The 24,737-nt window shown below is 74.3% G+C and carries 19 protein-coding genes; 11 read left to right on the top strand and 8 right to left on the bottom strand.

Going from position 1 to position 24,737, the window contains the following annotated elements; all coding sequences use genetic code 11:
* Positions 1 to 2 precede the first annotated feature (2 nt).
* From ddaH to ACFWUZ_RS00720, 6 genes are all read left to right on the top strand, one after another.
* Positions 3 to 872, top strand: coding sequence for a dimethylargininase (ddaH, locus tag ACFWUZ_RS00745; protein ID WP_384364809.1), 870 nt, complete (start codon positions 3 to 5; stop codon positions 870 to 872).
* A gap of 64 nt (positions 873 to 936) precedes the next feature.
* A complete protein-coding gene (locus tag ACFWUZ_RS00740) occupies positions 937 to 1,296 on the top strand; it encodes a cupin domain-containing protein (RefSeq protein WP_384364806.1) in 360 nt (119 codons plus the stop codon).
* Positions 1,293 to 2,903, top strand: coding sequence for a class I tRNA ligase family protein (locus ACFWUZ_RS00735; RefSeq protein WP_384364803.1), 1,611 nt, complete (start codon positions 1,293 to 1,295; stop codon positions 2,901 to 2,903). Before ACFWUZ_RS00740 ends, ACFWUZ_RS00735 begins: the two co-directional genes overlap by 4 nt.
* On the top strand, positions 2,896 to 5,028 hold the full coding sequence (locus tag ACFWUZ_RS00730; RefSeq protein ID WP_384364801.1) for an FAD-dependent oxidoreductase: 2,133 nt from the start codon (positions 2,896 to 2,898) through the stop codon (positions 5,026 to 5,028). The genes ACFWUZ_RS00735 and ACFWUZ_RS00730 overlap by 8 nt, the downstream gene beginning before the upstream one ends.
* A complete protein-coding gene (locus ACFWUZ_RS00725; protein WP_384364798.1) occupies positions 5,025 to 6,293 on the top strand; it encodes an APC family permease in 1,269 nt (422 codons plus the stop codon). The genes ACFWUZ_RS00730 and ACFWUZ_RS00725 overlap by 4 nt, the downstream gene beginning before the upstream one ends.
* A complete protein-coding gene (locus tag ACFWUZ_RS00720; RefSeq protein WP_384364795.1) occupies positions 6,290 to 7,645 on the top strand; it encodes a lysine N(6)-hydroxylase/L-ornithine N(5)-oxygenase family protein in 1,356 nt (451 codons plus the stop codon). Before ACFWUZ_RS00725 ends, ACFWUZ_RS00720 begins: the two co-directional genes overlap by 4 nt.
* Positions 7,646 to 7,682: 37 nt before the next feature.
* On the opposite strand, the gene ACFWUZ_RS00715 is transcribed toward ACFWUZ_RS00720, so the two are convergent.
* From ACFWUZ_RS00715 to ACFWUZ_RS00685, 7 genes are all read right to left on the bottom strand, one after another.
* Complete coding sequence (locus ACFWUZ_RS00715; RefSeq protein ID WP_384364792.1) at positions 7,683 to 9,656, bottom strand: DUF5107 domain-containing protein; 1,974 nt, start codon at positions 9,654 to 9,656, stop codon at positions 7,683 to 7,685.
* A gap of 173 nt (positions 9,657 to 9,829) precedes the next feature.
* A complete protein-coding gene (locus ACFWUZ_RS00710) occupies positions 9,830 to 10,729 on the bottom strand; it encodes an arginase family protein (RefSeq protein ID WP_384364789.1) in 900 nt (299 codons plus the stop codon).
* Between the two features lie 31 nt (positions 10,730 to 10,760).
* Positions 10,761 to 11,309, bottom strand: a complete 549-nt coding sequence (locus ACFWUZ_RS00705) for a GNAT family N-acetyltransferase (protein WP_384364786.1) — start codon at positions 11,307 to 11,309, stop codon at positions 10,761 to 10,763.
* Between the two features lie 66 nt (positions 11,310 to 11,375).
* The gene (locus ACFWUZ_RS00700) at positions 11,376 to 13,361 is read right to left on the bottom strand and encodes a prolyl oligopeptidase family serine peptidase (protein WP_384364783.1); all 1,986 of its coding nucleotides are present in this window, start codon (positions 13,359 to 13,361) and stop codon (positions 11,376 to 11,378) included.
* A gap of 13 nt (positions 13,362 to 13,374) precedes the next feature.
* The gene (locus ACFWUZ_RS00695; protein WP_384364781.1) at positions 13,375 to 14,787 is read right to left on the bottom strand and encodes a M20/M25/M40 family metallo-hydrolase; all 1,413 of its coding nucleotides are present in this window, start codon (positions 14,785 to 14,787) and stop codon (positions 13,375 to 13,377) included.
* A 1-nt stretch (position 14,788) separates the two neighbouring features.
* A complete protein-coding gene (locus ACFWUZ_RS00690) occupies positions 14,789 to 15,622 on the bottom strand; it encodes a M55 family metallopeptidase (RefSeq protein ID WP_384364778.1) in 834 nt (277 codons plus the stop codon).
* 248 nt (positions 15,623 to 15,870) lie between these two features.
* The gene (locus ACFWUZ_RS00685; RefSeq protein ID WP_384364775.1) at positions 15,871 to 16,314 is read right to left on the bottom strand and encodes an SRPBCC family protein; all 444 of its coding nucleotides are present in this window, start codon (positions 16,312 to 16,314) and stop codon (positions 15,871 to 15,873) included.
* A gap of 186 nt (positions 16,315 to 16,500) precedes the next feature.
* Between ACFWUZ_RS00685 and ACFWUZ_RS00680 the strand changes: the two genes are divergently transcribed.
* Together ACFWUZ_RS00680 and ACFWUZ_RS00675 are read left to right on the top strand one after the other, a co-directional pair.
* Positions 16,501 to 17,544, top strand: a complete 1,044-nt coding sequence (locus ACFWUZ_RS00680; RefSeq protein WP_384364772.1) for an Rv2578c family radical SAM protein — start codon at positions 16,501 to 16,503, stop codon at positions 17,542 to 17,544.
* Positions 17,545 to 17,656: 112 nt separating this feature from the next.
* Positions 17,657 to 19,219 carry an alpha/beta hydrolase gene (locus tag ACFWUZ_RS00675; protein WP_384364769.1) on the top strand — a complete coding sequence of 521 codons (1,563 nt, stop codon included), beginning with the start codon at positions 17,657 to 17,659 and terminating at the stop codon, positions 19,217 to 19,219.
* Positions 19,220 to 19,291: 72 nt separating this feature from the next.
* On the opposite strand, the gene ACFWUZ_RS00670 is transcribed toward ACFWUZ_RS00675, so the two are convergent.
* Positions 19,292 to 19,852, bottom strand: a complete 561-nt coding sequence (locus ACFWUZ_RS00670; RefSeq protein WP_384364767.1) for an adenylosuccinate lyase — start codon at positions 19,850 to 19,852, stop codon at positions 19,292 to 19,294.
* A gap of 343 nt (positions 19,853 to 20,195) precedes the next feature.
* On the opposite strand from ACFWUZ_RS00670, the gene ACFWUZ_RS00665 reads away from it, so the two are divergent.
* The 3 genes from ACFWUZ_RS00665 (at position 20,196) to ccrA (ending at position 24,720) form a co-directional block, all read left to right on the top strand.
* Entirely contained in the window at positions 20,196 to 21,992 is a 1,797-nt protein-coding gene (locus ACFWUZ_RS00665; RefSeq protein ID WP_384364765.1) for a 3-hydroxyacyl-CoA dehydrogenase family protein, read from the top strand.
* Between the two features lie 178 nt (positions 21,993 to 22,170).
* Positions 22,171 to 22,986: a TetR family transcriptional regulator gene (locus tag ACFWUZ_RS00660; RefSeq protein WP_384364762.1), complete on the top strand. Its 816-nt coding sequence runs from the start codon at positions 22,171 to 22,173 to the stop codon at positions 22,984 to 22,986.
* Positions 22,987 to 23,382: 396 nt separating this feature from the next.
* Positions 23,383 to 24,720, top strand: coding sequence for a crotonyl-CoA carboxylase/reductase (ccrA, locus tag ACFWUZ_RS00655; protein WP_384364759.1), 1,338 nt, complete (start codon positions 23,383 to 23,385; stop codon positions 24,718 to 24,720).
* The last annotated feature ends 17 nt before the right edge of the window (positions 24,721 to 24,737 follow it).

Below are 24,737 nucleotides of genomic sequence, written 5' to 3'. Positions count from 1 at the left end.
CCATGCCCGAAGCCGAGCCGATCGCCCCGGCCGCCGCGACCCGCCCCGGGGCGACCGCGCCGCAGCGGGTGGCCACGCCGAGGCGGCTGCTGATGTGCCCGCCCCGCCACTTCGACGTGAACTACTCCATCAACCCGTGGATGGAGCCCGAGAAGCCCACGGACCAGGGCAGTGCCCAGATCCAGTGGGACCGGCTGCACGACCTGTACCGCGAGCTCGGGCACACCGTCGAGCTGATCCGGCCCGAACCGGGCCTGCCCGACATGGTGTTCGCGGCGAACGGGGCCACCGTGGTGGACGGCAAGGTCCTCGGCGCGCGCTTCCGGCACGTGCAGCGCACGGCGGAGGGCCCCGCCTACCTGGACTGGTTCCGGGAGCAGGGCTGCACGGACATCCTCTGGCCCGAGCACATCAACGAGGGCGAGGGGGACTACCTCCTCGTCGGCCGGCGCCTCCTGGCGGGCACCGGCTTCCGCACCGACCCGCGCTCCCACGCGGAGGCCCAGGAGTTCTTCGGGGTCCCCGTCACCGGGCTGACCCTGGTCGATCCGCGGTTCTACCACCTGGACACCGCCCTCGCCGTGCTCTCCGACGACGAGGTCATGTACTACCCCGGGGCGTTCTCCCCCGGCAGCCAGGCGGTGCTGCGGGAGCTGTACCCGGACGCCGTGCTGGCGACGGCCGCGGACGCCGAGGTCTTCGGCCTCAACGCCTTCTCCGACGGCCGGCACGTCCTGCTCTCGAGCGCCGCCACGCACCTCATCGGCGCACTGAAGGCCCGGGGGTTCGAGCCGATCGGCATCGACCTCCCCGAGCTGATGAAGGCCGGCGGCGGCGCCAAGTGCTGCACGTTGGAACTGCGCGACCTGTAATCGCCGCGGCCCTGCATCCCCACGTTTTCGTGTCAACCTCCGTAATTCCGAAAGGAACCGACCAGTGGTCACCAAGATTCGCATCGACGAGGGCTCCGCCGCCCGGGAATTCGGCATGGCCTGCCAGCGGCTCATCCCGTGGCAGGGCATCGGTGAGGAGCCGCCCGTCGGCGCCATGGCCTGCTTCCTGCCCGCCGGCGCCACGTCCGACCCCGACTGCCACGACCAGGACGAGGTCATGATCATCCTCTCGGGTTCGGGCACCGTGTCCCTGGCGGGCGAGGAGGACGAGCCCTGCACCGCCGGTGACCTCGTCGTCCTGCCCCGCAACCGGGAACACGTCGTCCACAACCCTGCGGACGCCGTCCTCAGCTGGGTCTCCCTCTACTGGCCGCTGCACGAGCGCAAGGCGGCCGCCGCATGAGCCGCACCGAGTGGATCACCGCCACTCCCCCGACGCCCAACGGCGACCTGCACATCGGCCACATGGCCGGCCCCTACCTCGCGGGCGACGTCCTGCGCCGCTTCCGCCTCGCCGACGGCGCCGACGTCCGCTACACCACCGGTCTCGACGACCACCAGAGCTACGTCCCGGTGCGCGGGCTGCTGGAGGGCGGCCTCAAGGGCGAGGAGATCGCCGACCGCTACGGCGAGTCCATCGAGTCCGTCTGGAGCCGTGCGGGAGCCGATTTCGACTCGATCGTCCGCCCCCGCCGCGACGCCGGCTACACCGCCTACGTCCAGGACTTCTTCCACCGCCTCTACGACGAGGGCCACATCGTCGCCCGCACCCGCCCGCTGCCCTACTGCACCGGCTGCGAGCGCTGGCTCTACGAGGCCTACGTCAAGGGCGGCTGCCCGCACTGCGGTTCCGGCTCCAACGGCAACGCCTGCGAGCCGTGCGGCCGCCCCAACGACTGCGCGGACCTCACGGACCCGCAGTGCACCGCCTGCGGTGCGCCCGCCGAACTGCGCGACTGCGAGCGGCTCTACTTCCCCCTCGCCCCCTTCGGCGAGCAGCTCGACGCCTACTGGCAGCGCGTGGACATGCCCCCGCACCTGCGGGCCCTGTGCGAACGGATGCGGGCCGAGGGCCTGCCCGAGATCGCCGTGAGCCACCCCTCCGGCTGGGGCGTCCCGGTCACCGTGCCCGGTTTCACGGACCAGCGCGTCTACGTGTGGTTCGAGATGGCCCCCGGCTACCTGCTGGAGTGGGAGAAGTGCGGGACCGGGCAGCCCGCCCCGGGCCCCGTCCAGTTCTTCGGCTTCGACAACGGCTACTTCCACGCGCTGCTCTTCCCGGCGGCCTTCCTCGCCGACGCCGCCGGGCCCCACGGCGCGGACAGGGCACCGCTGCCCAGCACCTTCATCGTGAACGAGTTCTACCGGCTGGAGGGCCTCAAGTTCTCCACCAGCCGCCGGCACGCCATCTGGGCCCACGAGGAACTCGCCCGCACCCCTGCCGACGTGCTGCGCTACCACGTCCTGTCCGACCGGCCCCAGGGCCGCCAGACCAGCTTCACCTCCGCCGACCTCGAGCGCAGCCGTGCCCGGCTCGCCGGGCACTGGGACGGCTGGCTGACGCGCCTGCTCACCGCCGTCGCCGAGGACTGCGAGGGGGCCGCCCCCGCCGAGCAGCCCGCGGGCCGGGCCTGGGAGCGGCTGCGCGCCCGCCTCACCCGTACGGCCGAGGAGCTGCGCGAGGCCTACTCGGCGGCCGGCTTCGACGCCCGGCGCGCCGTGGCCCTGCTCGACGAGGCCGTCTCCCTCGCCGACGACTTCGGGCACGTCCACAGCCACGAACGCGAGCGCCCCGAAGGAGCCGCGGCGTACCGCTCCGCGCTGGCCGCCCAGCTCGCCGCCGCGTCCGCACTCGCCGCCTGGGCCGCCCCCGTACTGCCCCACGGCGCCGCCCGGCTCGCCGGTCTGCTCGGTGTCCCCGCCGGCCGCCGCGTCGACGCAGACGCCCTGCGCGCACCGGCCGCGGGCACCCCGCTCGCCGTGCCCACCGAGGGGGTGTTCAGTGCCTGACCGCAGCCTCCCCGCCGCCCCCGCGGAGGCGACGGCCACGGACCGCGGCGTCCGCGCCGCCGTCGTCGGCCCCTTCTCCGGGCCGCGCGCGGCCTGGGGAGAACTCCTGGAACGGGGGGCCGCCGCACACGACAGCCTCGACTGGGACCTCCACGACGACCGGGGCGAGACGGCCGTGTCCCGTACCGTCGCCGAGGCCGTCGTCGCCGACGGCCGCTACACCCTGGTGATCGGCCACTTCAACAGCGCCGGCGCCCGCACCGCCCTGCCCGTCTACCGGGCGGCCGGGCTACCCGTCCTGCTGCCCCTCGCCACCGCGCCGGGACTGCTGACGGGCACGACCGGCGCCGCCCTGCGCTGGTGCCCCGACGACCTCGCGCAGCTCGCCGAGCTGCGTGCGGCCGTCCTGCGCGCCGGCCACACCGCGGTGGCCGTCGACGACGACGGCAGCAGTTACGGAGCGGTCCTCGCGCAGCTCCTGCGGGTCCTGCCCGAGGACGGCCTGGAGGTCGGCGGCCCGGACACCGGCATCCCGGCCGACGCCACCGCCCTCATCGTCTGCGGCACCCACGCCGGTGCGGCGCGCACCGCCCGCGCCCGCCGGGCCGCCGGATTCACCGGGACCCTGTACTTCACCGACGACTGCGCCGTCGAGGAGTTCGCCGAACTCCTCGGGGAGGCCGCCGGTGAGGCCCACGTCGCCCGGCTGCAGGGCGGCGCCGCCGCCCAGGTGGACTCCGCGTTCGCCACGGTGGCCAAGGCCCTGGCCGCCGCCTCCGGCCAGGACGGGCCGGCGGTCCTGGACGCCCTGCGCGCCCACGCCGACCGGGAGTTCACCGCCGAGGGCGAGCCCGTCCCGGGCCGCGGCGGAGCCGCCTGGGAGGTCGTCCCCGTCCCCGCGCCGACCGGCGCGGCGGCGTCCGTACCGCCCGACGCGGAGCACGAGGGCAAGGCGTACGACGTCCTCGTCATCGGCGCCGGCGTCGTCGGCGCGGCCACCGCCGACGTGCTGGCCCGCCAGGGCCTGCGCGTCGCCATGACCGCGCCGTCCGACGCCGACCCGGCCGCCACCACCGAGTCCGGCGGCCTGGTCCGGGCCTACGACCCCGACCCGGTGATCCGCGCGCTCGCCCTGCGGAGCCACCACCTGGCCTGGGGGCGGGAGCCCGGCCCCGACACCCTGCAGACGGGTTACGAGCGCACCGGCTCCCTCGTGCTCCTCAGCGAGGGCGACCTCGCCGAGGCCGAGAAGGGCGTCGCCGAGCTCACCGCCGAAGGCGTGGAGGCCACCCTGCTCACCCCGGCGGAGCTGCGCGAGCTCTACCCCGCCCTGGACGTCAGCGATGTCGCCGGCGCCGTGTGGGAGCCGGGCGCCGGGTACGCCGACCCGCCGACCGTGGCGCGCGGTTACCGGGACCGGGCCTGTGCCCACGGGGCCGTCGTCCTGCCCGGCCGGGTCCGGCTCCTGGAGCGGCGCGACGCCGACCGGATCCACGTCCTCCTGGAGGAGAGCGAGGTCAGCGCCCGGGCCGTGGTGCTCGCCGCGGGCACCGGGACCCCGTACATCCAGGGCCACCGCCTCTCGGCGGACGTCCCCGACGGCACGGCGGGCCAGGACCCGGACGCCTGGCAGACCCTCGGACCGCGGCCCGGGACCGAGGTCCTGCCGGCGGAGGCGCCGCGCACCAAGCGGATCCGCTACGCCTTCTTCGAGCACCCCGACGGCCGGACCCTGCCGTCCGTCATCGACCTGGTCACGGGGGTCTGGGGCCGGCCCCAGCACACCGGTCCGGCCGCCGACGGCTACCTCGTCGGCCGCCCGGTCGACGAGTGGGACGTGGAACCGGACGGGGGCCCCGGCGTCACCGAGGAGCAGGTCGAGCACATCCGCGAGGGCACCACGCACCGGTGGCCCTGGCTGGCCGACGCGGAGTTCCTCCTCGGCCGCCACGGCGTCGACCTGTACACCCGCGACGGGCGCCCCGTCCTCGGGCCGGAGTCCGAGGACAGCCGGATCGTCTTCGCCACCGGCTGGTCGGGCTCCGGCTTCAAGACGGCGCCCGCCGCGGCCGAACAGGTCGCCGCGCACGTACGGGAGATGCTCGGCCCGGAGGCGCTCGGATGACGGATACCCTCGGCCCGCCGCGGACCCGGAGGGATCGGGGCATCGGCGTCGGCGCCCTGGTCGTCTTCTACGTCAGCAGCATCGTCGGTACCGGCATCCTCCTGGTTCCGGGTCTCACCGAGGCACAGGCCGGGCCGGCCGCCCTGCTGGCCTGGGTGGCGCTGGCCCTCGCCTCGTACCCCTTCGCCCGGTTCTTCGCCGAGGTGTCGGCCCGGAACCCGGACGCCTCGGGCCTCGGATCGGTGGTGGCGGGCGGCTTCGGCCCCCGCCACGGCCGGTCGGCGTCCCTGCTGCTGCTGGTCACGTACGCCGTGGGCAACCCCGTGATGGGCGTGGTCTCGGCCGGCAGCCTGCTCCGCCTCCTCGGCGTCCCCGACGCCTCGGACACCCTGCTGTACGCGGTCGCCGGCGGCTTCATGCTGCTGTCCACCGGCTTCACGCTGCTGGGCGTGGCCGCCGGCGCGCGCATCCAGGCCGCCTCCCTCGTCGTGCTGCTGGCGGGCCTGGGCACGGCGGTCGTGCTGGCCGCGCCGCACATGGAGGCGGCTTCGTACACGCCGTTCCTCGAAGCGGGCTGGGGCGGCGTGGGCACGGCCGTGGTCATCGCCTTCTTCTCCTTCCTCGGCTGGGAGAACGTCTCGACCCTCGCCGACCAGGTCGAGGACCCGGCCCGGTCCTACCTCCGCGCGATCCGCTGGGCGGTGCCGGTCGTCGGACTGCTCTACGTCTGCGTCACCGCGGCCTACCTGGCCGTGCCCGGGGACGACCCGCTGGTCATCACCGCGCTGCTGGGCGCCTCCCTGGGCGAGGGCGGTGCCGTGACCGGCGACCTGCTGGCCCTCGGCCTGTCGGTGATCGCGACGAACGCCTGGGTGCTGGGCGCCTCCCGGCTGGTCGGGTCCGCCGCCCGCGACGGCCTGCTGCCGCGGGCGGTGACCGCGCGGGCCGCCCGCCCGCCGGCCGTACTGGCCACCGCCTACCTGGTGGTCCTCGGCGCGCTCGCCGTCACCGGCGCCGGCGTGGAGCTGGCGCTCATCACCACCAGCAGCTGCTTCCTCCTGCTCTACATCGTCGCCGCCGCGGCCGCCCTGCGGGCCGCCGGCCCGGCGCCCGCCCTGCGGACCACCGCGATGGTCACGCTCCTGATCTCGGCCGGCTTCCTCGCCTTCGCCGGCACGGGCCTGGCGATCGCCCTGGTCCTCGCCCTCGGCTGCCACCTCGCGGCCGGCCTGAACTTCTTCCACCGAAAGGCCCCTGAACGATGAGTTCCCCCTACGCGTCCGATCCGCAGACCCCCGTCTACGACGTCGTCGGCGTGGGCTTCGGCCCCGCCAACCTCGCCCTCGCCATCGCCATCGAGGAGTACAACGAGGCCGCCGCCCCGGACCAGCGGCTGACGGCGATCTTCCTGGAGAAGCAGGCCTCCTTCGGCTGGCACCGCGGCATGCTCCTCGAAGGGGCCACCATGCAGGTGTCCTTCCTCAAGGACCTGGCCACGATGCGCAACCCGACGAGCAGGTTCGGCTTCGTCCCCTACCTCCAGGACCGGGGCCGCCTCGTGGACTTCATCAACCACAAGGTGCTCTTCCCCTCCCGCGAGGAGTTCCACGACTACCTGGGCTGGTGCGCCGACGGCGTGGACCACATGGTCGGCTACGGGCTGGAGGTCGGCGCCGTCCGCGCCGCCGCCCCGGCCGGCGGCGGCGCGGAGCCGGGCGCCCGCGTCGTCGAGGTCGACGTCGACGTGGTCGGTGCGTCCGGCTCCGCGACCACCACCTACCGCGCCCGCAACCTCGTCCTGGGCACGGGCCTGGTCCCCAAGCTGCCCAAGGGCATCACGTCCTCCGAACGCGTCTGGCACTCCAGCGAGTTCCTGCACCGGCTGGAGCGGTTCACCGAACCGGACCCGCACCGCTTCGTCGTCGTCGGCGCCGGGCAGAGCGCCGCCGAGGTCGCCGACCACCTGCACCGCACCTACCCCGGCGCCGAGGTCTGCGCGGTCCTCTCCCGCTACGGCTACAGCCCGGCCGACGACAGCCCGTACGCCAACCGCTTCTTCGACCCCGAGGCGGTGGACCTCTACCACGGCGCCGAACCGGCCGTCCGGGACCGGCTCATGGACTACCACCGCAACACCAATTACGGCGTCGTCGACATCGACCTCATCGACGAGCTGTACCGCCGCTCCTACCAGGAGAAGGTCCGCGGCGAGGAGCGCCTGCGCATCCTCAACACCTCCCGCGTCGAAGGCGTCGACCAGGACCCCGAGGGCCTGGGCGTGTACGTCCGCAACCTGGCCACCGGCGCCGTCGAGCGGCTCACCGCCGACGCCGTGGTCTACGCCACCGGCTACACCGAGCCCGACCCCGGCCGCCTGCTCGGCGACCTCGCCGGCTCCTGCCTGCGCGACGAAGAGGGCCGGCTGCGGATCCTGCGCGACTACCGCGTGGACACCGCACCGGAACTGGAGGCGGCGGTCTACCTCCAGGGCGGGACGGAGCACACCCACGGCATCACCGGAAACCTGCTGTCGATGGCCGCCGTCCGCGCGGGCGAGGTCTGCGCCTCCCTCGTGGCCCGCCGCACGGCCCCCGAAACCGCCACGGCCCTCGCCTGAGCCGGGGCGGCACGCGGGCACGTACGGAACGGGTCCGCTACGGCGCGCCCGGTGGGCGCATGCGGAAGTCGTAGCGGGCGGGTAGGGGGTGGTCCGTCAGGGTGGACCAGACCTCGGAGAGGATCTCCTCGCCCTCCCTGAGGTCCGGGACCTCGAAGCCGTCCTCGAAGACCCGGCGGGCCGCCGCCACGTGGCCCTCCGCCGCCAGCAGCCGCGCCGCGAGGAGCCGGAAGCGGCCCTGTTCGCGCAGGGCCGGCCGGAGCCGGTCCCAGACCTCGCGGGCATCCGGCAGCCGGCCGGCGGCCAGCAGCGCCGTCATGGCCTCGCGCCCCAGCGCGGCCTCCGCGGCGCTCCAGTGTTCCCCGCCCCGGCTCTCGGCGGCCAGGTCCGCGAAGGCCGCCGCGAATCCGTCGGCCGCCCGCGCCGGGTCACCCGCCAGGGCGTCCGCCACCGCCAGGCAGCGCAGCAGGGGCCACCGTGAGGGCGCGAGCGCCAGGCCGCGCTCCCAGCTCCGTACCGCCTGGGCCACATCGCCGGCGTGCCACTGGGCCACGCCCAGGTGGTACTCGGTGAGGGGGTCGGCCGGGGCCGTCTCCAGCATGTCCCGCCAGTGCGCGGCCACCAGGCTCGGCCCCGGCGGCCCGACCCGCTCCGGGGCCGGGAAGACTCCGGTGCGCCACAGTTCCAGCCAGGGGGCCTGTTCCTCGCCGAGGGTGGACTCCCCGAAGGGGGTGCCGGGCAGCCGGTGGCCCCCGCACAGCGCCTCCAGCGCGCCCCAGCCCGAGCCCTCCGCCAGCCGCTCGCCCGGCTCGGTGTCGGCGCTCCCGCGCCAGGCCCCGTACGCCGCCTCCACCCGTTCCCGGGGCAGTACGGCGTCCAGCGCGCCCTCGGCCGCGCCGCGGGCCGCCGTCCAGTCGGCGCCGTGCACGGCCGAAGGGTCGGCCGAGAGCGGGCCGTACGCCTCCAGCCAGCTGAACTCCGCCCCGCCCTCCAGCCGTACGTGCTCCAGCTGGGTCCGTGCCAGGCCGGCCTGGATCTCCGCGTAGCCGCCCGTGCCCGGTTCGGTCAGCCACTCCTGCCACCGCCGGCCGCCGGTGCCCGCGCCCCACACGAACAGTTTGCGTCCGCGGAGCGCGGCGGTGGAGGTCTGCACGAGGCCGTGCCCGTCCGCGTCGAGGGAGGCGATCCAGGGCCGGGCCGCGTCCTGGACCTCGTAGAAGAAGTCGGCCGGGTACTCGCTGCGCAGCGGGTACGTGCGGTCCGCGCCCTCCCGGCCGGGGACGGGGATCCGCCGCAGTGTGCGTTCGTAGCCGAAGTGCCAGGCCTCGTCGGCGGGGGCCAGGATCCGGGTGCCCGGTTCCTCCGGGACCGCGGTGTTCGACCACCAGTACACGGGGGCGGGCCGCTCGTGCGGATTGCGGACGCGGACCCCGGCGTACAGGAACGCGGAGTCCTCGGGCAGCCACAGGTCGACCTGGAACGGCAGGTCGCGCAGCCGCTCCCACTCCCACATCCGCAGCATCGCTCCCCCGTCGGGGGCCTGGACGAGCGCGGCGTGCAGCGGGGCGCAGGACAGGGCGGTGTGGCCGGTGGCGCCGAAGTTCCATTCGATGCCGCCGGAGAACCAGGCGCCGTTGAGGGCGAAGTCGGCGGGCTGGAACACCGGGTTGCGGTAGAGGAGTTCGCGTCCGGTGGGCAGGTGGACGAGCGAGTGGACGCGGCCGCCCAGCCCGGGCAGGACGGTGACGCGCAGGTGTGCGTTCTCGATGACGACGGCGTCGAACTGCTGCTCCGTGCGCTCGCGCCGGTACCCGTCGCGGATGCGTACGGGCAGCAGCGAGCGCAGCGGGGCGTACCCGATCTGCCGCGCCATGTCGCGCGGGAGCCCCTCGCGTGACCGCTCGTCCAGTACGTGCACCCCGTCGGGCGCACGCAGGGCGGGCAGCGGGTTCTCGGGGCCGGTCGGCGCGGCGGTCAGGGTCAGTACGGCACGGCGGACGGTGGTGGCCATGAGGGAAAGGGAACACGTCACGGCGGCCGGTGCACAGGGGTTCCGCGCAATCACCACCGTTCAGGATGACGCGGAGAGGCCGCCGCGGGCCCCCTCGGGCGGTCGGGCGGATCGGCCGGCCGGTGTGCCCGAGCGGGGAACGCCCGGGCGGGGAACGCCCGGGCGGGCGTCCGTCAGGCGAAGGCGCCCGCGACGAGGTCGGCGAGCAGTGCGCCCGCGTGTCCGTCCGGGTCCAGGTCCGGGTCGTAGATGGTGACGTTGAGGCCGACGCAGCGCGGGGAGCGCACCAGCACGCCCAGCAGCTCGGCCAGTTCGTCCGGCAGCAGCCCTCCCGGGTCGGGGCTGTCCACGGCGGGCATGACGCCCGGGTCCAGCACGTCGGCGTCCAGGTGCACCCAGAAACCGGCGGTGACCGGCGGGTGGAGTCCGTCCAGTGCCGCCCGGGCCACCGGCCCGGCGCCGCGCTCGCGGATCTCCCCGACGGTGGCCGCGTCGATGCCCGCGGCCCGCAGTTCCTCCAGGTCGGCGTCCCCGTCCCGCAGCCCGAAGAGGCGGACGTCGGTGTCCAGCAGGTACGGCGAGAGTCCCTCCAGGTCGGTGAGGTCCCGCTGGCCCCGCCCGGTGGACAGGGCCAGTTCCTCCCCTCCGGCGGCGCCGACGGGCCCGTTCACGGCCTCGTTGCCGGGGTGGCGGAAGTCGGCGGAGCCGTCGACGGCGGCCAGCCCGTACCGGCCGAGCCGGCGCATCGCGAGGGCGGCGCCGAGCTGGATCGAACAGTCGCCGCCGAGGACGACGGGGAACTCCCCGGCCCTCAGGTGGCGTTCGATCCGGTCGGCGAGGGTGACGGTGTACGCGGCGAGTTCCCGGGCGTGGAACACCCCGTCACCCTCCCTCCAGTCGCCCCGGTCGTAGCGCGGCGGGACCACCACCCCGCCTTCGCGTGCGCCGAGCCGGCCGAGGAGGCCCTGTTCGCGCAGGGCCCCGGCCAGCTTGTACACCCCGGGTACGGTGCCGGGCGCGGGCGGCCGCAGGCCGAGGTTGGACGGGGCGTCGAGGAGCACGAGGGATCGCATGGTCCCATCCTGCTCCGAACGGGCCCTGCGGTCACGGCATTTCGGCGGTGACCGCCCAGCGTTCGTGGTCGCGCCAGGCCCCGTCGATGTGGAGGAAGGCGGGGGAGAACCCTTCGAGCCGGAAGCCCGCGCCGCGCACCAGCGCGATCGAAGCGGCGTTGGCGGGCTGGATGTTGGCCTCGAGCCGGTGCAGGCCGAGGCCTTCCCCCTCCGGGGCGAAGGCGTGCGCACGGACCAGGCCGAGCGCTTCCCGGAAGAGGCCTCGCCCGGCCGCGTGCACGAAGGCGCCGTAGCCGAGGGCCCCGCACCGGAAGGCGCCGCGCACGATGTTGTTGACGTTGACGAATCCGGCGACGGCGCCCGTCGCGAGTTCGCAGACGAGGAACCCGGCCCGCTCCTCGCCCGCCGCGAGGCGGCTCGCCCAGGGCTCGTACTCCTCGACGGTCGCGGGCGGGAACAGCCACGGCCGGTGGAAGTCCCGGCTCTCCCGCACGCGGGCGGTGAACTCGGGTCCGTCCGCGACCCGGAAGGGCCGCAGGCCCACCCGGGTGCCTTCGCTGAGGTAGGGGTGAAGGATCACGGCTCCAGGCTACGTGCCGGGCGCCGTCACGTCCGTGACCCGGTGCGGCGGTGGCGGCGCCGGGGCTCAGCCGTGCAGGTCCAGCCGGGGGATGTCGGTGCGGTCGATCCCGAAGACCTGGGCGTACAGGGACAGTTCCGCCTCCAGCGCCCTGACCATGGTGTCGGCCCGCCGGAAGCCGTGCCCCTCGCCCTCGAAGGCCACGTACGCGTGCGGCACCGACCGGCCCCGCATCGCCGCCAGCAGCCGCTCCGCCTGGGCCGGCGGGCAGACCGGGTCGTCGAGCCCCTGGAGGAGGACGAACGGCGCGGTGATCCGGTCGGCGCGGGCCACGGGCGAGCGTTCGCGGCTGCGCACGGCGAGGGTCTGCGGCGGGCCGGCCAGGCCGTCGACGTAGTGGGACTCGAGGTCGTGGGTCTCCTCGGCGAAGCCCCGCAGGTCCAGGACCGGGTAGATGACGGCCGCGCAGGCGTAGAGGCCGGTCGCGGCCAGGGAGGCCGCCGCCGTCCAGCCGCCCGCGCTGCCGCCCCGGATGGCGAGCCGGTCCGGGTCGGCGGTGCCCTCCGCGGCGAGTGCGCGGGCCACCGCCGCGCAGTCCTCCACGTCGACCACGCCCCACTGCTCGCGCAGCCGCTCCCGGTAGGCGCGGCCGTAACCGGTGGAACCGCCGTAGTTCACCACGACCACGCCGATGCCGCGGGAGGTGAAGTACGCGATGTGCAGGTCGAGTACGGGCGGTACGTGGTCGGTGGGGCCGCCGTGCGCCCACACCACGTACGGGGGCAGTTCGTCGGCGGGGGCCCGGCAGGCGGGGTGGTGCGGCGGGTAGACGTGGGCGTGGATCTGCCGGTCGTCGGGGCCCAGGAAGGTGCGGCTCTGCGGCTCCGGGTAGTAGGCCGGGTCCGGCCCGGACGGGGAGCCGCCGCCGATGACCCGGGCGTGCCCGCCGGCCGTGTCCAGCTCCACCACCTCGTACGCGCTGCGCGGGCTGGCGGCCACCCCGTAGACGCGGGTGCCGCTGACGGCGAGCGTCGGCTGCCAGGCGGTCCAGGGGCCGGCCGCGTCCACCAGGTCGCCGCTGTCCGGGTCGAGGATGCCGAGCACCGGGGAGCCCTGGCCGTGCAGGACGGCCAGGAGCCCGTCGGGGAGCGGGGCGAGCCAGCGCAGCCCGGGTTTCCACAGGGCGCCGCCGAACTCCTCCTCCCGGGGGCACAGGTTGACCGCGTCTGCGGTGTCCGGGTCCACCCGGTACGGGTTCCACCAGCCGCTGCGGTCGCTCACCGCGAGGAGGTGCCCCGCGGCGGTCCACTCGACCTGGGCGACGGCCTCCTCGGGGCCGCCGAGCACGGTGCGGACCCCGGTCAGCTCCCCGTCGGCGGTGACGTCCGCCAGCAGCAGCTCGGTGCCGTCCCAGGGCATCCGGGGGTGGTCCCACACCAGCCAGGCGGCGCGCCGGCCGTCCGGGGAGAGCCGGGGCCCGGTGCTGAACCGGTGCCGTCCGTCGGTCAGTTCGCGGACCGCTGCCCGGTCGCCGGCCGCCGACCCGTCCAGGGGTACGGCGGCCAGTACGCGGCGCACGTCGGTCGGGGCCGGGCCGGTGAACTCCTCCAGCACGCACCAGACCTCGCCTCCGCGCAGCACCGGGTCGGCCCAGCGCAGTCCGCCGCCGACCTCGGAGACGGGGGTGAGGGGCCGGGGCGGAGCGCCGTCGGGGGCGTCCGGTTCGTACGCGTAGAGCCGCTGGTCGGCGAAGTGGACGAAGACCAGCAGGGGTCCGCCCCCGGGCCGTTCGGTCCCGGTCCAGGGGCGGCCGCCGTACTCGGTGAACCGGCTGCGCACGTTCCACGGGGCGGGCAGCGCCGCGGCCCCCGGGCCGCCGTCGGCGGTGCGGCGGACCAGGGTGCGGCGGCCGTCTTCCCGGGGGCGGGGCTCGGTCCACCACACCTCGGGGCCGATCGTGCCGACGTACTCGGGCCGCCCGTCGAGCGCGGCGGCGAGGCCCGCGTCGATGGGTGAGGGCCAGCTGCCGTAGGGCCGGGTCGCCGCCACCATCACAGGGTTCCCCTCACAGAGTGCGCAGCGCGTGGTCGAGGACCCGGACCCCGAAGTGAAGGGCTTCGACGGGGACCCGCTCGTCCACCCCGTGGAAGAGGGACCAGTAGTCGAAGCCCGGCGGGAGCTTCAGGGGGGAGAAGCCGTATCCGGTGATGCCGAGGCGGGAGAACTGCTTGGCGTCGGTGCCGCCCGCCATGCAGAAGGGCACCACGCGCCCGTCGGGGTCGAAGCGTTCGACGGACTCGCGCAGGATCCCGTACGTCCGCCCGTCCACGGGGGCCTGGAGCGCGACCTCGCGGTGCTGGAACTCCCAGCGCACGTCGGGGCCGGTGAGTTCGTCCAGGGTGGCGATGAACTCGGCCTCGCCGCCCGGCAGCATCCGCCCGTCGACGTAGCCGGTGGCCTCGCCGGGGATGACGTTGAGCTTGTAACCGGCGCTGAGCATGGTGGGGTTGGCGCTGTTGCGTACGGTCGCCTCCACCAGGGTGGCGGCCGGGCCGAGCCCGGCGAGGAGCGCGTCGAGGTCGAAGCCGGGGCTGCGCGGGTCCACGGACAGGCCCTGGACGGCGGCGAGTTCGGTGATGCAGGCGGTGACGGTGTCGGTGAGGCGCACCGGCCAGCGGTACTCGCCGATGCGGGCGACGGCGGCTGCGAGCCGGCTCACGGCATTGGCGCGGTTGGGCTTGGAGCCGTGGCCCGCGGTGCCGTGCGCGGTCAGCTTCAGCCAGGCGGTGCCGCGTTCACCGGCGGCGATCGGGTAGAGGGCGGGTCCGGTGCCGGTGTGCACGGTGAAGGCACCGGACTCGCTGATCCCTTCCGTGCAGCCCTCGAAGAGGTGCCGGTGCCGGTCGGCGAGGAAGCCGGAGCCGTCGACGGCGCTGTCCTCCTCGTCGGCGGTGTAGGCGATCACGATGTCGCGGCGCGGCTTGACGCCGGCGCGGGCCCAGGCGCGCACGACGGCGAGGACCATCGCGTCCATGTCCTTCATGTCGACGGCGCCGCGGCCCCAGACCACGCCGTCGCGCACCTCGCCGGAGAAGGGGTCGACGCTCCAGTCGGCCGCTTCGGCGGGGACGACGTCGAGGTGGCCGTGGACCAGGAGGGCTTCGGCCCCGCGGTCGGTGCCTTCGATCCGGGCCACCACGTTGGTCCGGCCCGGGGTGCGTTCCAGCAGCACCGGCTCCAGGCCGGCGGCGGCGAGCCGCTCGGCGACGTACTCGGCGGCGGGGCGCTCGCGGCAGTCCCCGCCGCCCCGGTTGGTGGTGTCGATCCGGATGAGGCCGGAGGTGAACTCGACGGCTTCGGCGAGCGCGGTCTCGTCCACGGCCTGGACCGGTGGGGCCTGCGGGGCGCCGGCCCGTCCGGGGACGGGGACGTGGGTGGTCGGGACCTCGGCCGGGGCCTCGGCGGTGATTGCGGGCATGTCAGCCATACTGCTCCTCCACTGCGGCCGAGACGATGGTCGTGACCGCCTTGAAGGTCCGGATCCCCTCGTACATGGTCTCGCTGCTGTACGCGACCCTGCGTTCGGCACACCGTTCGGCGCCCGGGACCACGGTGGCAGCCATCGCCAGGTGCTCGGCATCGAACTCCAGCTCGACAGTGTAGGGGCCGCCCCGTACGGGATCGCGGCGGACGGCGAGCGCCGTCGCCTCCTTGGCTGCGGCCCGGATGTCGGCGGCGGTACGGGCCGGGGTGCGGCAGACGGCGGCGTACCGGGACACGTGGTCCTTGACCGCGACGGTCACCGCGCCGGGCGCGTAGCCGGCGGCGTCCACACAGGTCAGGTCGTCGCCGGTGACGAGGACGACCGGGACCCCGTACTCGGCGACGACGTGCGCGTTGAGCAGTCCCTCGCTGGCGCGCACCCCGTTGACCCAGACCCCGGTGATGGAGTTGGCGAGGTAGGTGTGCGCGAGGACCCCCTCGGAGCCGGCGCCCGTGTGGTAGCCGACGAAGGCGATGCCGTCCACGTCGCCGTGCTGGACGCCCTCGACCATGGAGAGGGACTTGTGGCGGCCGGTGAGCATCTCGACGCGCGCGTCGAGCCGTTCCAGCAGCAGGTTGCGCATGGTCCAGTGGGCCTCGTTGACGAGGACCTGGTCGGCGCCGCCGTCGTAGAAGCCGAGGACGGCGGCGTTGACGTCGGAGGTGAACATCGGCCGGCAGCGCTCCCACTGCGGCGTCCCGGGCAGCACGTCTGCGGGCCAGGTGACGCCGGTGGCGCCTTCCATGTCGGCGGAGATGAGGATCTTCATCGGGCCCCCGGGCGGTCGGTTGCTCGCGTTCGGTGCACGCGGTTCGTGCACGCGCGCCCGTCGGACGCGTAACCGCGGCCGGCGCGGACGGCACGTGCAGAGCACCCACCCTAGCCGCCGGGGCCCGGGCCGACCCGGGGCCACGCCCGGCGGGACACCCCCTGGGCCCCGCCGGGAAATCCACCCGAACCGGTGAGCCGCCGCGTCCCGCGCGGGCGGGCCGGCCGGCGGCCGGGCCCCGCCCGTTCTCAGCCCTCGACCTCGCCCGCCAGGTTGGCCAGCAGGGTGTCGTAGATCCGGCCGAGGCCCTTGGGGGCGAAGGTGCGCTCGAAGAAGCCGCCGATGCCGCCGGCGCCGTCCCACACGGTGGTGACGACGGCCTTGGACCTGCCCTCACCGGCCGGGGTGACGACCCAGGTGGTGACCATGGAGGAGTTGCGGTCCTTCTCCACCAGCTGTCCGTTCGTGGGCTCGGTGACCTCGAGCAGGCAGTCGCGCACGCGCTTGCTCGTGGCCTGGAGCTTCCAGTGGACGAGGGTGCCCTCGCCGTCGCCGCCCTCCAGCACCTCGTACTCGCTGAAGTGCTCGGGCAGCACCTTGCCCCGGGTCCCGGCGTAGTCCGCCAGCGCGTCGAACACGGTGTCCGCGTCGGCCGCGATGATCCGCTCCGTGGTGGCCTCGACCTGCGCCATGGCTGTTCCTCCAACAGTTGTGCTCGCTCGTCACGGCGAAGCCAACCACCTCCGGCCCGGGCGCCCAAATCCGGGCCGGACGGGGGCCGCCGCCGGGCGCCGCCGGGGCGCCGGGCGGCGAACGGCCCGCACGATCATGGGAACGTTTGTTCTATTCTCGGGGCAGAGCTACCGAGGGAGGCGCTCATGCGCTGGGACAACCTGACCGAGGGCCCCACGGGTCCGTCCGCGCTCTTCGGGGCCGATGCCGTCGTCACGCGGACCTTCGACACCCCGGAGTTCCGCGGGATCACCTTCCACGAGGTGCGGGCCCGTTCGGTCCTCAACCGGGTGCCGGGCGCCTCGCGCATGCCGTTCGAATGGACCGTCAACCCCTACCGTGGCTGCAGCCACGCCTGCGTCTACTGCTTCGCCCGCAACACCCACAGCTACCTCGACCTGGACACCGGGATCGGCTTCGACTCCCAGATCGTCGTCAAGACCAACGCCCCCGAGCTGCTGCGCCGCGAGCTGGGCGCGCCCCGCTGGACCGGCGCGCACGTCGCCATGGGCACCAACGTCGACTGCTACCAGCGCGCCGAGGGCCGCTACCGGCTGATGCCCGGGATCATCGAGGCGCTGCGGGACCGCGCCAACCCCTTCTCCGTCCTCACCAAGGGGACGCTGATCCTGCGGGACCTCCCCCTGCTGCGGCAGGCGGCGGAGGTCACCGAGGTCGGGATCTCCGTCTCCGTGGGCTTCACCGGCCAGGAGCTGTGGCGGACCGTCGAACCCGGTACGCCCTCCCCCGCCGCCCGGCTGGCCGCCGTACGGGCCCTGACCGACGCCGGTCTGGAGTGCGGGGTGCTGATGGCGCCGGTCGTACCCTTCCTCGGCGACTCCCCCGAGCAGCTGCGGGAGACGGTCCGGGCCGTGGCCGCGTCCGGTGCGACCTCCGTGACACCCCTGGTACTCCATCTGCGGCCCGGGGCGCGCGAGTGGTTCATGGCCTGGCTGGGCGAGCACCACCCGCACCTCGTCGGGCGGTACGAGCGGATGTACGCCGGCGGCTCGTACGCGCCCACCTGGTACCAGCGGCAGATCACCCGCCAAGTGCACGAGCTGGCGGCCGCATTCGGCATCGGTCCGGGCGGGCGCGGGGCGGGCCGCCGCGTCCTCACCCCCGAGCGGCCCGCGGACCCGCCGGCGGGGCCCGTGCCCGCCGCGCCGACGCAGCTCACCCTGCTGTGACCCCCGCCAGCCCCTGAGGAGTCATCACATCGGGCCATTGGGGGGCCCAATACCGCCTTCCGGGCGCGGCTTCCGGGACGATTCCGCCCAGAACCCTCGGCTGGGAGGCCCCATGCTGCACCCCTTGAAGAAGCGCGCCGCAGTCCTGCTCGCGATCTCCACCGTCGCCGCCGCACTCGCGAGCCCCGTCACGGCCGCGCCGGCCGCACCGGCGCCCTCGAAGGCGGCCCTGCGCTGGTCGGACTGCGCGACGCCCCGCTACCCGACGCTGCAGTGCGCCTCCCTCAAGGTCCCGCTCGACCACGACCGGCCGGACGGGCGGCAGATCTCCCTCGCCCTCACCCGGGTGCCGCACACCGCCGCCACCTCCCAGGGCCCCCTGCTGGTCAACCCCGGCGGACCCGGCGGCAGCGGCCGCGCCCTCGCCGGGTTCGTGGCCTCCGCCCTGCCCAAGGACGTGGCCGCCCAGTACGACGTGATCGGCTTCGACCCCCGGGGCGTGGGCAGGAGCGAGCCGGCCCTCGCCTGCGGGGCGGGCCACTTCTCCCCCGTACGCCCGGACTCCGTACCGCGCGACGCCCGGACCGAGCGGGCCAACCTGGAACGGGTGCGCGCCTTCGCCGAGTCCTGCCGGACCGCGCACGCGGACGTGCTCCCGCACATCGGCACGGTCTCGGCCGCCCGCGACCTGGAGGTGGTGCGGACGGCGCTGGGCGCCGAGCAGATCAACTACTTCGGCTACTCGTACGGGACCTACCTGGGCGCGGTGTACGCCAAGCTCCACCCGGGCCGGGTGCGCCGGCTGGTCCTGGACTCGGTGGTCGACCCGGGCGGCGTCTGGTACGAGGACAACCTCGCCCAGGACCGGGCCTTCGACGCCCGCCACAAGGCCTTCCTGGCGTGGGTCGCGCAGTACGACGCCACCTACCGGCTGGGCACCGATCCCGCGCGGGTCGAGAAGCGCTGGTACGCGATGCGCGAAGCGCTGCGCGGGACGCCCGCGGGCGGCAAGGTGGGCCCCTCCGAGCTGGAGGACACCTACATGCCGGGCGGCTACTTCAACGGCTACTGGCCGGGCCTCGCCGAGGCCTTCTCGGCGTTCGTGCTGAAGGGGGACGCGAAGCCGCTGGTGGCGGCGTACGAGCGGTTCGGGGCGGTGGAGCCCTCCGCGGCCAACAGCTACAGCGTGTACACGGCGGTCCAGTGCCGGGATTCGGCCTGGCCGCGGGACTGGAACCAGTGGCGGGCGGACATGTGGCGCACGCACGCCCGGGCCCCGTTCATGACCTGGAACAACGCCTGGTACAACGCGCCGTGCGCGTTCTGGCCGGCCGAGCCGCTGCGCGCCCCCGACGTCACCAACGACGCCCTGCCGCCCGCCCTGCTGCTCCAGGCGACGGAGGACGCGGCGACGCCGTTCGCGGGAGCGCTCAGCATGCGGGAGAAGCTGAAGGGGGCGTCGCTGGTCGTCGAGGAGGGGGGCGGCAACCACGGCATCGCGCTCAGCGGCAACAAGTGCCTGGACGAGAAGGTCGCGGCGTACCTGAGGACCGGGCACGCCGCGGACGCCACCTGCCCGGCGCAGGCGGCCCCGAAGCCGGCCGCGGCCACCCGGGCGGTGTCCCCCTCGGCGGGCGGAGCGGCCCTGCACGGGCTGCTGGGGTTCCGGGGCTGAGCCCGTACCGGGGCGCCCGTGACCGCTCGCGGGCGCCTCACGGCCTCGGGCCGCCCCGCCGGCCGCCGGGCCTCAGCCGAGCGCGCGCAGCGCGGCCGTCGCCGCCACCGCGAGGCGCGGGTGGGACTGGGCCCGGGTGAGGACCTCGCGGGCGCGCGGGTCGGCGAGGGCGCCCAGGCCCTCGACGCAGGCCAGGGCGATGCGCCAGTACGGATCGTGCGGGGACAGCAGCCGGGACAGGGTCGCGATGAGGGCGGGGGCCGACTCCGGGGCGCGCAGGGCGGTGAGCAGCCGCACCGGCTGGAGGGCGTAGGCCGTGCGCAGGCCGTTGGTGGCGAGGGCGGCGGCCGCGCGGGCGGTGCGGGGGTCGCCCAGGACGGCGAGGGCCTCGGCGGCGGCCGCGCAGCGCGGCGGGTCCCTGTGGTTGAGCAGCAGCACCAGGGACTCGAAGGCGCGGCGGTCCCCCGCCAGCCCCAGCCGGTACGCGGCCAGTTCGCGGGCCCACAGCGGCAGCCCGGCCGAGGTCAGGGAGGCGGCCAGGGCGTCGGGCCCGGCCGCGCGCAGCACCTCGTACTCCGCGTACTGCGGCGAACCGGCGGCTTCTGTTCGCAGGCGCTCCAGCACGTCGTTCACGCGGGCCACCCTAGCGCCGCGGAGGGCGCTGCCCAACGGCTGATGATCGATGATCGGTACATTTGGGCGGTACAGGTCACATCTCCGCACTCTGGCGCACCAGTTACCGACGGGTTACTGTCACTTCCATACGTACGAGGGCGGCCTGGTGACGCAGCCGCCCCGTGCCGGTCGGTTCGTACTCCGCATGTCGCACGGCGTGGCCCCGGGACAGGGCCGCTCCGCTTCCGCCCGTCCGGGCCTTCGCCCCACGGGTCACCCCCGCACGGTTCTCCGTCGGCATCAGCGCGCACTGTGCGCCGCGCGCCCCTCAGTCGTCACCCTCTTCCACTGGAGTCCCTCGATGGACCGTCCGTCCAGTCACCCCACCCTCCGGACCATCGCCGTCGTCGGCCTCGGCACGATGGGCACCGGCATCGCCGAGGTCCTCGCCCGGGCCGGTCACGAGGTCATCGGCATCGACGTCAGCGAGGCCGCCGCCCGCCGGGCGACGGCCGCCCTCGCCGCCGCCACCGCCCGCTCGGTCGCCAGGGAGCGCCTCGGCGAGCAGGAGCGCGCGGACATCCTCGCCCGCTTCCGCACCTTCGGCGACCTGGCCGCCGCCGCGGAGGCCGATCTCGTGATCGAGGTCGTGCCCGAGACGTACGAGCTCAAGCAGCGGGTCTTCCGCGAGCTCGACGCCATCGTGCGGCCCGACACGATCCTGGCGACCGGCACCAACGCCCTTTCGGTGACCCGCCTCGCCGCCGAGTCCCAGCATCCCGAACGCGTGCTGGGCCTGCACTTCTTCAACCCGGCCCCGGCGATGAAGCTGGTCGAGGTGGTCTCCTCGGTCCTCACCGCACCGCCGGCCGTCGAGGCCGTCACCGCGCTCGCCCGCGCCCTCGGCAAGGAGCCCGTCGCCGTCGGCGACCGCCCCGGGTTCGTGGCCGACGGACTCCTCTTCGGCTACCTCAACCAGGCCGCCGCCATGTACGAGTCGAAGTACGCCTCCCGCGAGGACATCGACGCGGCGATGCGGCTCGGCTGCGGCCTGCCGATGGGCCCGCTCGCGCTCCTCGACCTGATCGGCGTGGACACCGCCCGCACCGTCCTGGAGGCCATGTACGCCTCGTCGGGCGACCGGCTGCACGCGCCGGCCCCCATCCTGGGCCACCTCACCGAGGCCGGCCTGACGGGCCAGAAGGCCGGCCGGGGCTTCTACACGTACGAGGCGGCGGGCAGCACCACGGTCGTCCGCGACGCGCAGACCCCGCCGGACGGGGGCCGGGCCGGAGCGGGCCGTCCCGTCAGCACCGTCGGCGTGGCCGGTTCGGGCACGATGGCGAGCGGGATCGCGCAGGTCTTCGCGCAGTCCGGGTTCACCGTGGTGCTGGCCGCCCGCAGCGCGGAGAAGGCGGAGGCCGCGAAGGCCGCGATCGGGAAGTCCCTCGGCCGTGCGGTGGCCAAGGGGCGGCTCACCGAGGAGGCGGCCGCGCAGACCCTGGCCCGGATCACCCCGGCCGGTTCACTGGACGCCTTCGCCGAGGTGGACCTGGCCGTGGAGGCCGTCGCGGAGGACCTGGCGGTCAAGCAGGAACTCTTCGCGGCCCTGGACAAGGTCTGCAAGCCGGGCGCGGTGCTGGCCACCACGACCTCCTCGCTGCCGGTGATCGCGGTCGCCCGGGTGACGTCGCGCCCGCAGGACGTGATCGGCATGCACTTCTTCAACCCGGCCCCGGCGATGAAGCTGGTCGAGGTGGTCCGGACGGTGCTGACGGCCGACGACGTGCACGCCACGGTCCGCGAGATCTGCGTCAAGGTCCGCAAGCACCCGGTGGACTGCGGGGACCGGGCCGGGTTCATCGTGAACGCGCTGCTGTTCCCGTACCTCAACAACGCCGTCAAGATGGTCGAGGAGCACTACGCCAGCCTCGACGACATCGACGCGGCGATGAAGCTGGGCGGCGGCTACCCGATGGGGCCCTTCGAGTTGCTCGACGTGGTCGGCCTGGACGTGTCGCTGGCCATCGAGAAGGTCCTCCACAAGGAGTTCCGCGATCCGGGCCTGGCACCCTCCCCGCTGCTGGAGCACCTGGTGGCGGCGGGCTGCCTGGGCCGGAAGACCGGCCGCGGATTCCGTGAGTACGCCCGCCGGTAAGGGGACACCCGCTGACCGGCCGGCCCATGAGCCGGATGCGTGGGGAGGGCTGCTCGGGTCCGCCGGACCCTCACGGCGGACGAACCCTCCCGAGCCCAGTGCGGGCCCTCCCCCGCATCCTTCCCCCTCCCACCCCCCGCAGGCGCGGTCCCCTGCGCAAATGAAGTACTTTCGCTCTATGTCCCAGCCCGCCAAGACCTCGCCCCGCGCCTCCGCGTCCTCCGACACCCCGGAGAGCGCGGCCGGCACCCGGGCGGCCGCACAGCGGCTCAAGATGCGCCGCGAGCTCGCCGCGGCCGCCATGGAGCTGTTCGCGACCAAGGGGTACGAGGCGACGACGGTCGACGAGATCGCCGCGACCGCCGGGGTGGCGCGCCGGACCTTCTTCCGGCACTTCCGGTCCAAGGAAGAGGCCATCTTCCCGGACCACGACGACACCCTGACCCGCGCCGAGGCGGTGCTGGACGTGGCCCCGGCGCACGAGCACCCGCTCGACACGGTGTGCCGCGGGATCAAGGAAGTCATGAAGATGTACGCCGCCTCGCCGGCGGTGTCGGTGGAGCGCTACCGGCTCACCCGCGAGGTACCGGCGCTGCGGGAGCGGGAGATCGCCTCGGTCGCCCGGTACGAGCGGCTGTTCACCCGCTACCTGCTGGCCCACTTCGACGAGCACGAGCCGCACGACGGCAACGACGACCCGCTGCTGGCCGAGGTGGCCGCCTCCGCGGTCGTGACCGCCCACAACCACGTGCTGCGGCGCTGGCTGCGGGCGGGCGGGCAGGGGGACGTGGAGGCACAGCTGGACCACGCCTTCTCGATCGTGCGCCGGACCTTCGGTACGGGGATCGGCGCGGGCCGCACCCTGAGCACGGCTCCCGCCGCCGCGCCGGCGGCCGTCCGCACGCAGGGCGAGGTGCTGGTGGCGGTGGCCCGTACGGACGCCCCGCTGGACGAGGTCATGCGGACCATCGAAGAAGCACTGAAGAACAAGTAGCAGGAGACGCACGAGCGACGCTCGTCACAGTGGCCGCCCCCGGTTCCGGGGGCGGCCGTTTCTGTTTGTCCAGCTTGCCCCTACTCGCCGGTAACTCTGATCGATCATCGCTCATCGGCGCAGGTCAATCGGCAAATGAGAGAAAGTTTTGGCACCCGGTGCCTTGCTGAGTGACACGGGGTGCCATACGTTGAATCTCGTCCGGATGTCCCCGCGACCCACGCCGAACACGGCACGGACCGCGCCCCGGATGCCTGCGTCACCAGGCACCGCACGCCTCACCACGGGCGTCGCCCAGCACCACCGCACCAGCCGGACCGACGGCACACACCACAAGCTCCCCGCACCCCCGTTCACCCCAGCGCACCCTCATCAGCGCTAGCCGGAGGCTCTCCCGTGAAGGACATCCTGGACGCGATTCAGTCGCAGTCCGCCACTGCCGCAGACTTCGCAGCCCTGCCGCTCCCCGAGTCGTACCGCGCGATCACCGTGCACAAGGACGAGGTGGAGATGTTCTCGGGGCTCACGACGCGCGAGAAGGACCCGCGCAAGTCCCTGCACCTGGACAGCGTCCCGGTGCCCGAGCTGGGCCCGGGCGAGGCCCTGGTGGCCGTCATGGCCTCCTCGGTCAACTACAACTCCGTGTGGACCTCGATCTTCGAGCCGGTGTCCACCTTCAGCTTCCTGGAGCGCTACGGGCGCCTGTCCGAGCTCACCAAGCGCCACGACCTCCCGTACCACGTCATCGGCTCCGACCTCGCGGGCGTCGTGCTGCGCACAGGCCCCGGCGTCAACGCCTGGAACCCCGGTGACGAGGTCGTCGCGCACTGCCTCTCGGTCGAGCTGGAGTCCTCGGACGGCCACAACGACACGATGCTCGACCCCGAGCAGCGCATCTGGGGCTTCGAGACCAACTTCGGCGGGCTCGCCGAGATCGCGCTCGTCAAGTCCAACCAGCTGATGCCGAAGCCCGGCCACCTCAGCTGGGAAGAGGCCGCCTCCCCCGGCCTGGTCAACTCCACCGCCTACCGCCAGCTGGTCTCCCGCAACGGCGCCGGCATGAAGCAGGGCGACAACGTCCTGATCTGGGGCGCCAGCGGCGGGCTCGGCTCCTACGCCACCCAGTTCGCGCTGGCCGGCGGCGCCAACCCGATCTGCGTGGTCTCCAGCGAGCAGAAGGCGGAGATCTGCCGCGCGATGGGCGCGACCTCGATCATCGACCGCAGCGCCGAGGGCTACAAGTTCTGGAAGGACGAGCACACCCAGGACCCGAAGGAGTGGAAGCGCTTCGGCAAGCGCATCCGCGAGCTGACCGGCGGCGAGGACATCGACATCGTCTTCGAGCACCCCGGCCGGGAGACCTTCGGCGCGAGCGTCTACGTCACCCGCAAGGGCGGCACCATCACCACCTGCGCCTCGACCTCGGGCTACATGCACGAGTACGACAACCGCTACCTGTGGATGTCGCTCAAGCGGATCATCGGCTCGCACTTCGCGAACTACCGCGAGGCGTGGGAAGCCAACCGCCTGATCGCGAAGGGCAAGATCCACCCCACCCTCTCGAAGGTCTACTCCCTGGAGGAGACGGGCCAGGCGGCGTACGACGTCCACCGCAACCTCCACCAGGGCAAGGTCGGCGTCCTCGCGCTGGCCCCCGAGGAGGGACTGGGAGTCCGCGACCACGAGATGCGCGCCACGCACCTCGAAGCCATCAACCGCTTCCGCAACATCTAAGGGCCAGAGGGAACGCC

Origin of the sequence: Streptomyces sp. NPDC058646 (assembly GCF_042716875.1) — a bacterium.
In the GTDB taxonomy this organism is placed as follows: domain Bacteria; phylum Actinomycetota; class Actinomycetes; order Streptomycetales; family Streptomycetaceae; genus Streptomyces.
This window is presented reverse-complemented; position numbering and strand designations above follow the sequence as displayed.

Coding starts and splice junctions, on each gene's coding strand:
- ACFWUZ_RS00715 (WP_384364792.1), bottom strand. CDS start 9,656: ATGGCCACCACCGTCCGCCGTGCCGTACTGACCCTGACCGCCGCGCCG.
- ACFWUZ_RS00665 (WP_384364765.1), top strand. CDS start 20,196: ATGGACCGTCCGTCCAGTCACCCCACCCTCCGGACCATCGCCGTCGTC.
- ddaH (WP_384364809.1), top strand. CDS start 3: ATGCCCGAAGCCGAGCCGATCGCCCCGGCCGCCGCGACCCGCCCCGGG.
- ACFWUZ_RS00720 (WP_384364795.1), top strand. CDS start 6,290: ATGAGTTCCCCCTACGCGTCCGATCCGCAGACCCCCGTCTACGACGTC.
- ACFWUZ_RS00695 (WP_384364781.1), bottom strand. CDS start 14,787: ATGCCCGCAATCACCGCCGAGGCCCCGGCCGAGGTCCCGACCACCCAC.
- ACFWUZ_RS00690 (WP_384364778.1), bottom strand. CDS start 15,622: ATGAAGATCCTCATCTCCGCCGACATGGAAGGCGCCACCGGCGTCACC.
- ACFWUZ_RS00660 (WP_384364762.1), top strand. CDS start 22,171: ATGTCCCAGCCCGCCAAGACCTCGCCCCGCGCCTCCGCGTCCTCCGAC.
- ACFWUZ_RS00725 (WP_384364798.1), top strand. CDS start 5,025: ATGACGGATACCCTCGGCCCGCCGCGGACCCGGAGGGATCGGGGCATC.
- ACFWUZ_RS00735 (WP_384364803.1), top strand. CDS start 1,293: ATGAGCCGCACCGAGTGGATCACCGCCACTCCCCCGACGCCCAACGGC.
- ACFWUZ_RS00675 (WP_384364769.1), top strand. CDS start 17,657: ATGCTGCACCCCTTGAAGAAGCGCGCCGCAGTCCTGCTCGCGATCTCC.
- ACFWUZ_RS00710 (WP_384364789.1), bottom strand. CDS start 10,729: ATGCGATCCCTCGTGCTCCTCGACGCCCCGTCCAACCTCGGCCTGCGG.
- ACFWUZ_RS00680 (WP_384364772.1), top strand. CDS start 16,501: ATGCGCTGGGACAACCTGACCGAGGGCCCCACGGGTCCGTCCGCGCTC.
- ACFWUZ_RS00685 (WP_384364775.1), bottom strand. CDS start 16,314: ATGGCGCAGGTCGAGGCCACCACGGAGCGGATCATCGCGGCCGACGCG.
- ACFWUZ_RS00700 (WP_384364783.1), bottom strand. CDS start 13,361: ATGGTGGCGGCGACCCGGCCCTACGGCAGCTGGCCCTCACCCATCGAC.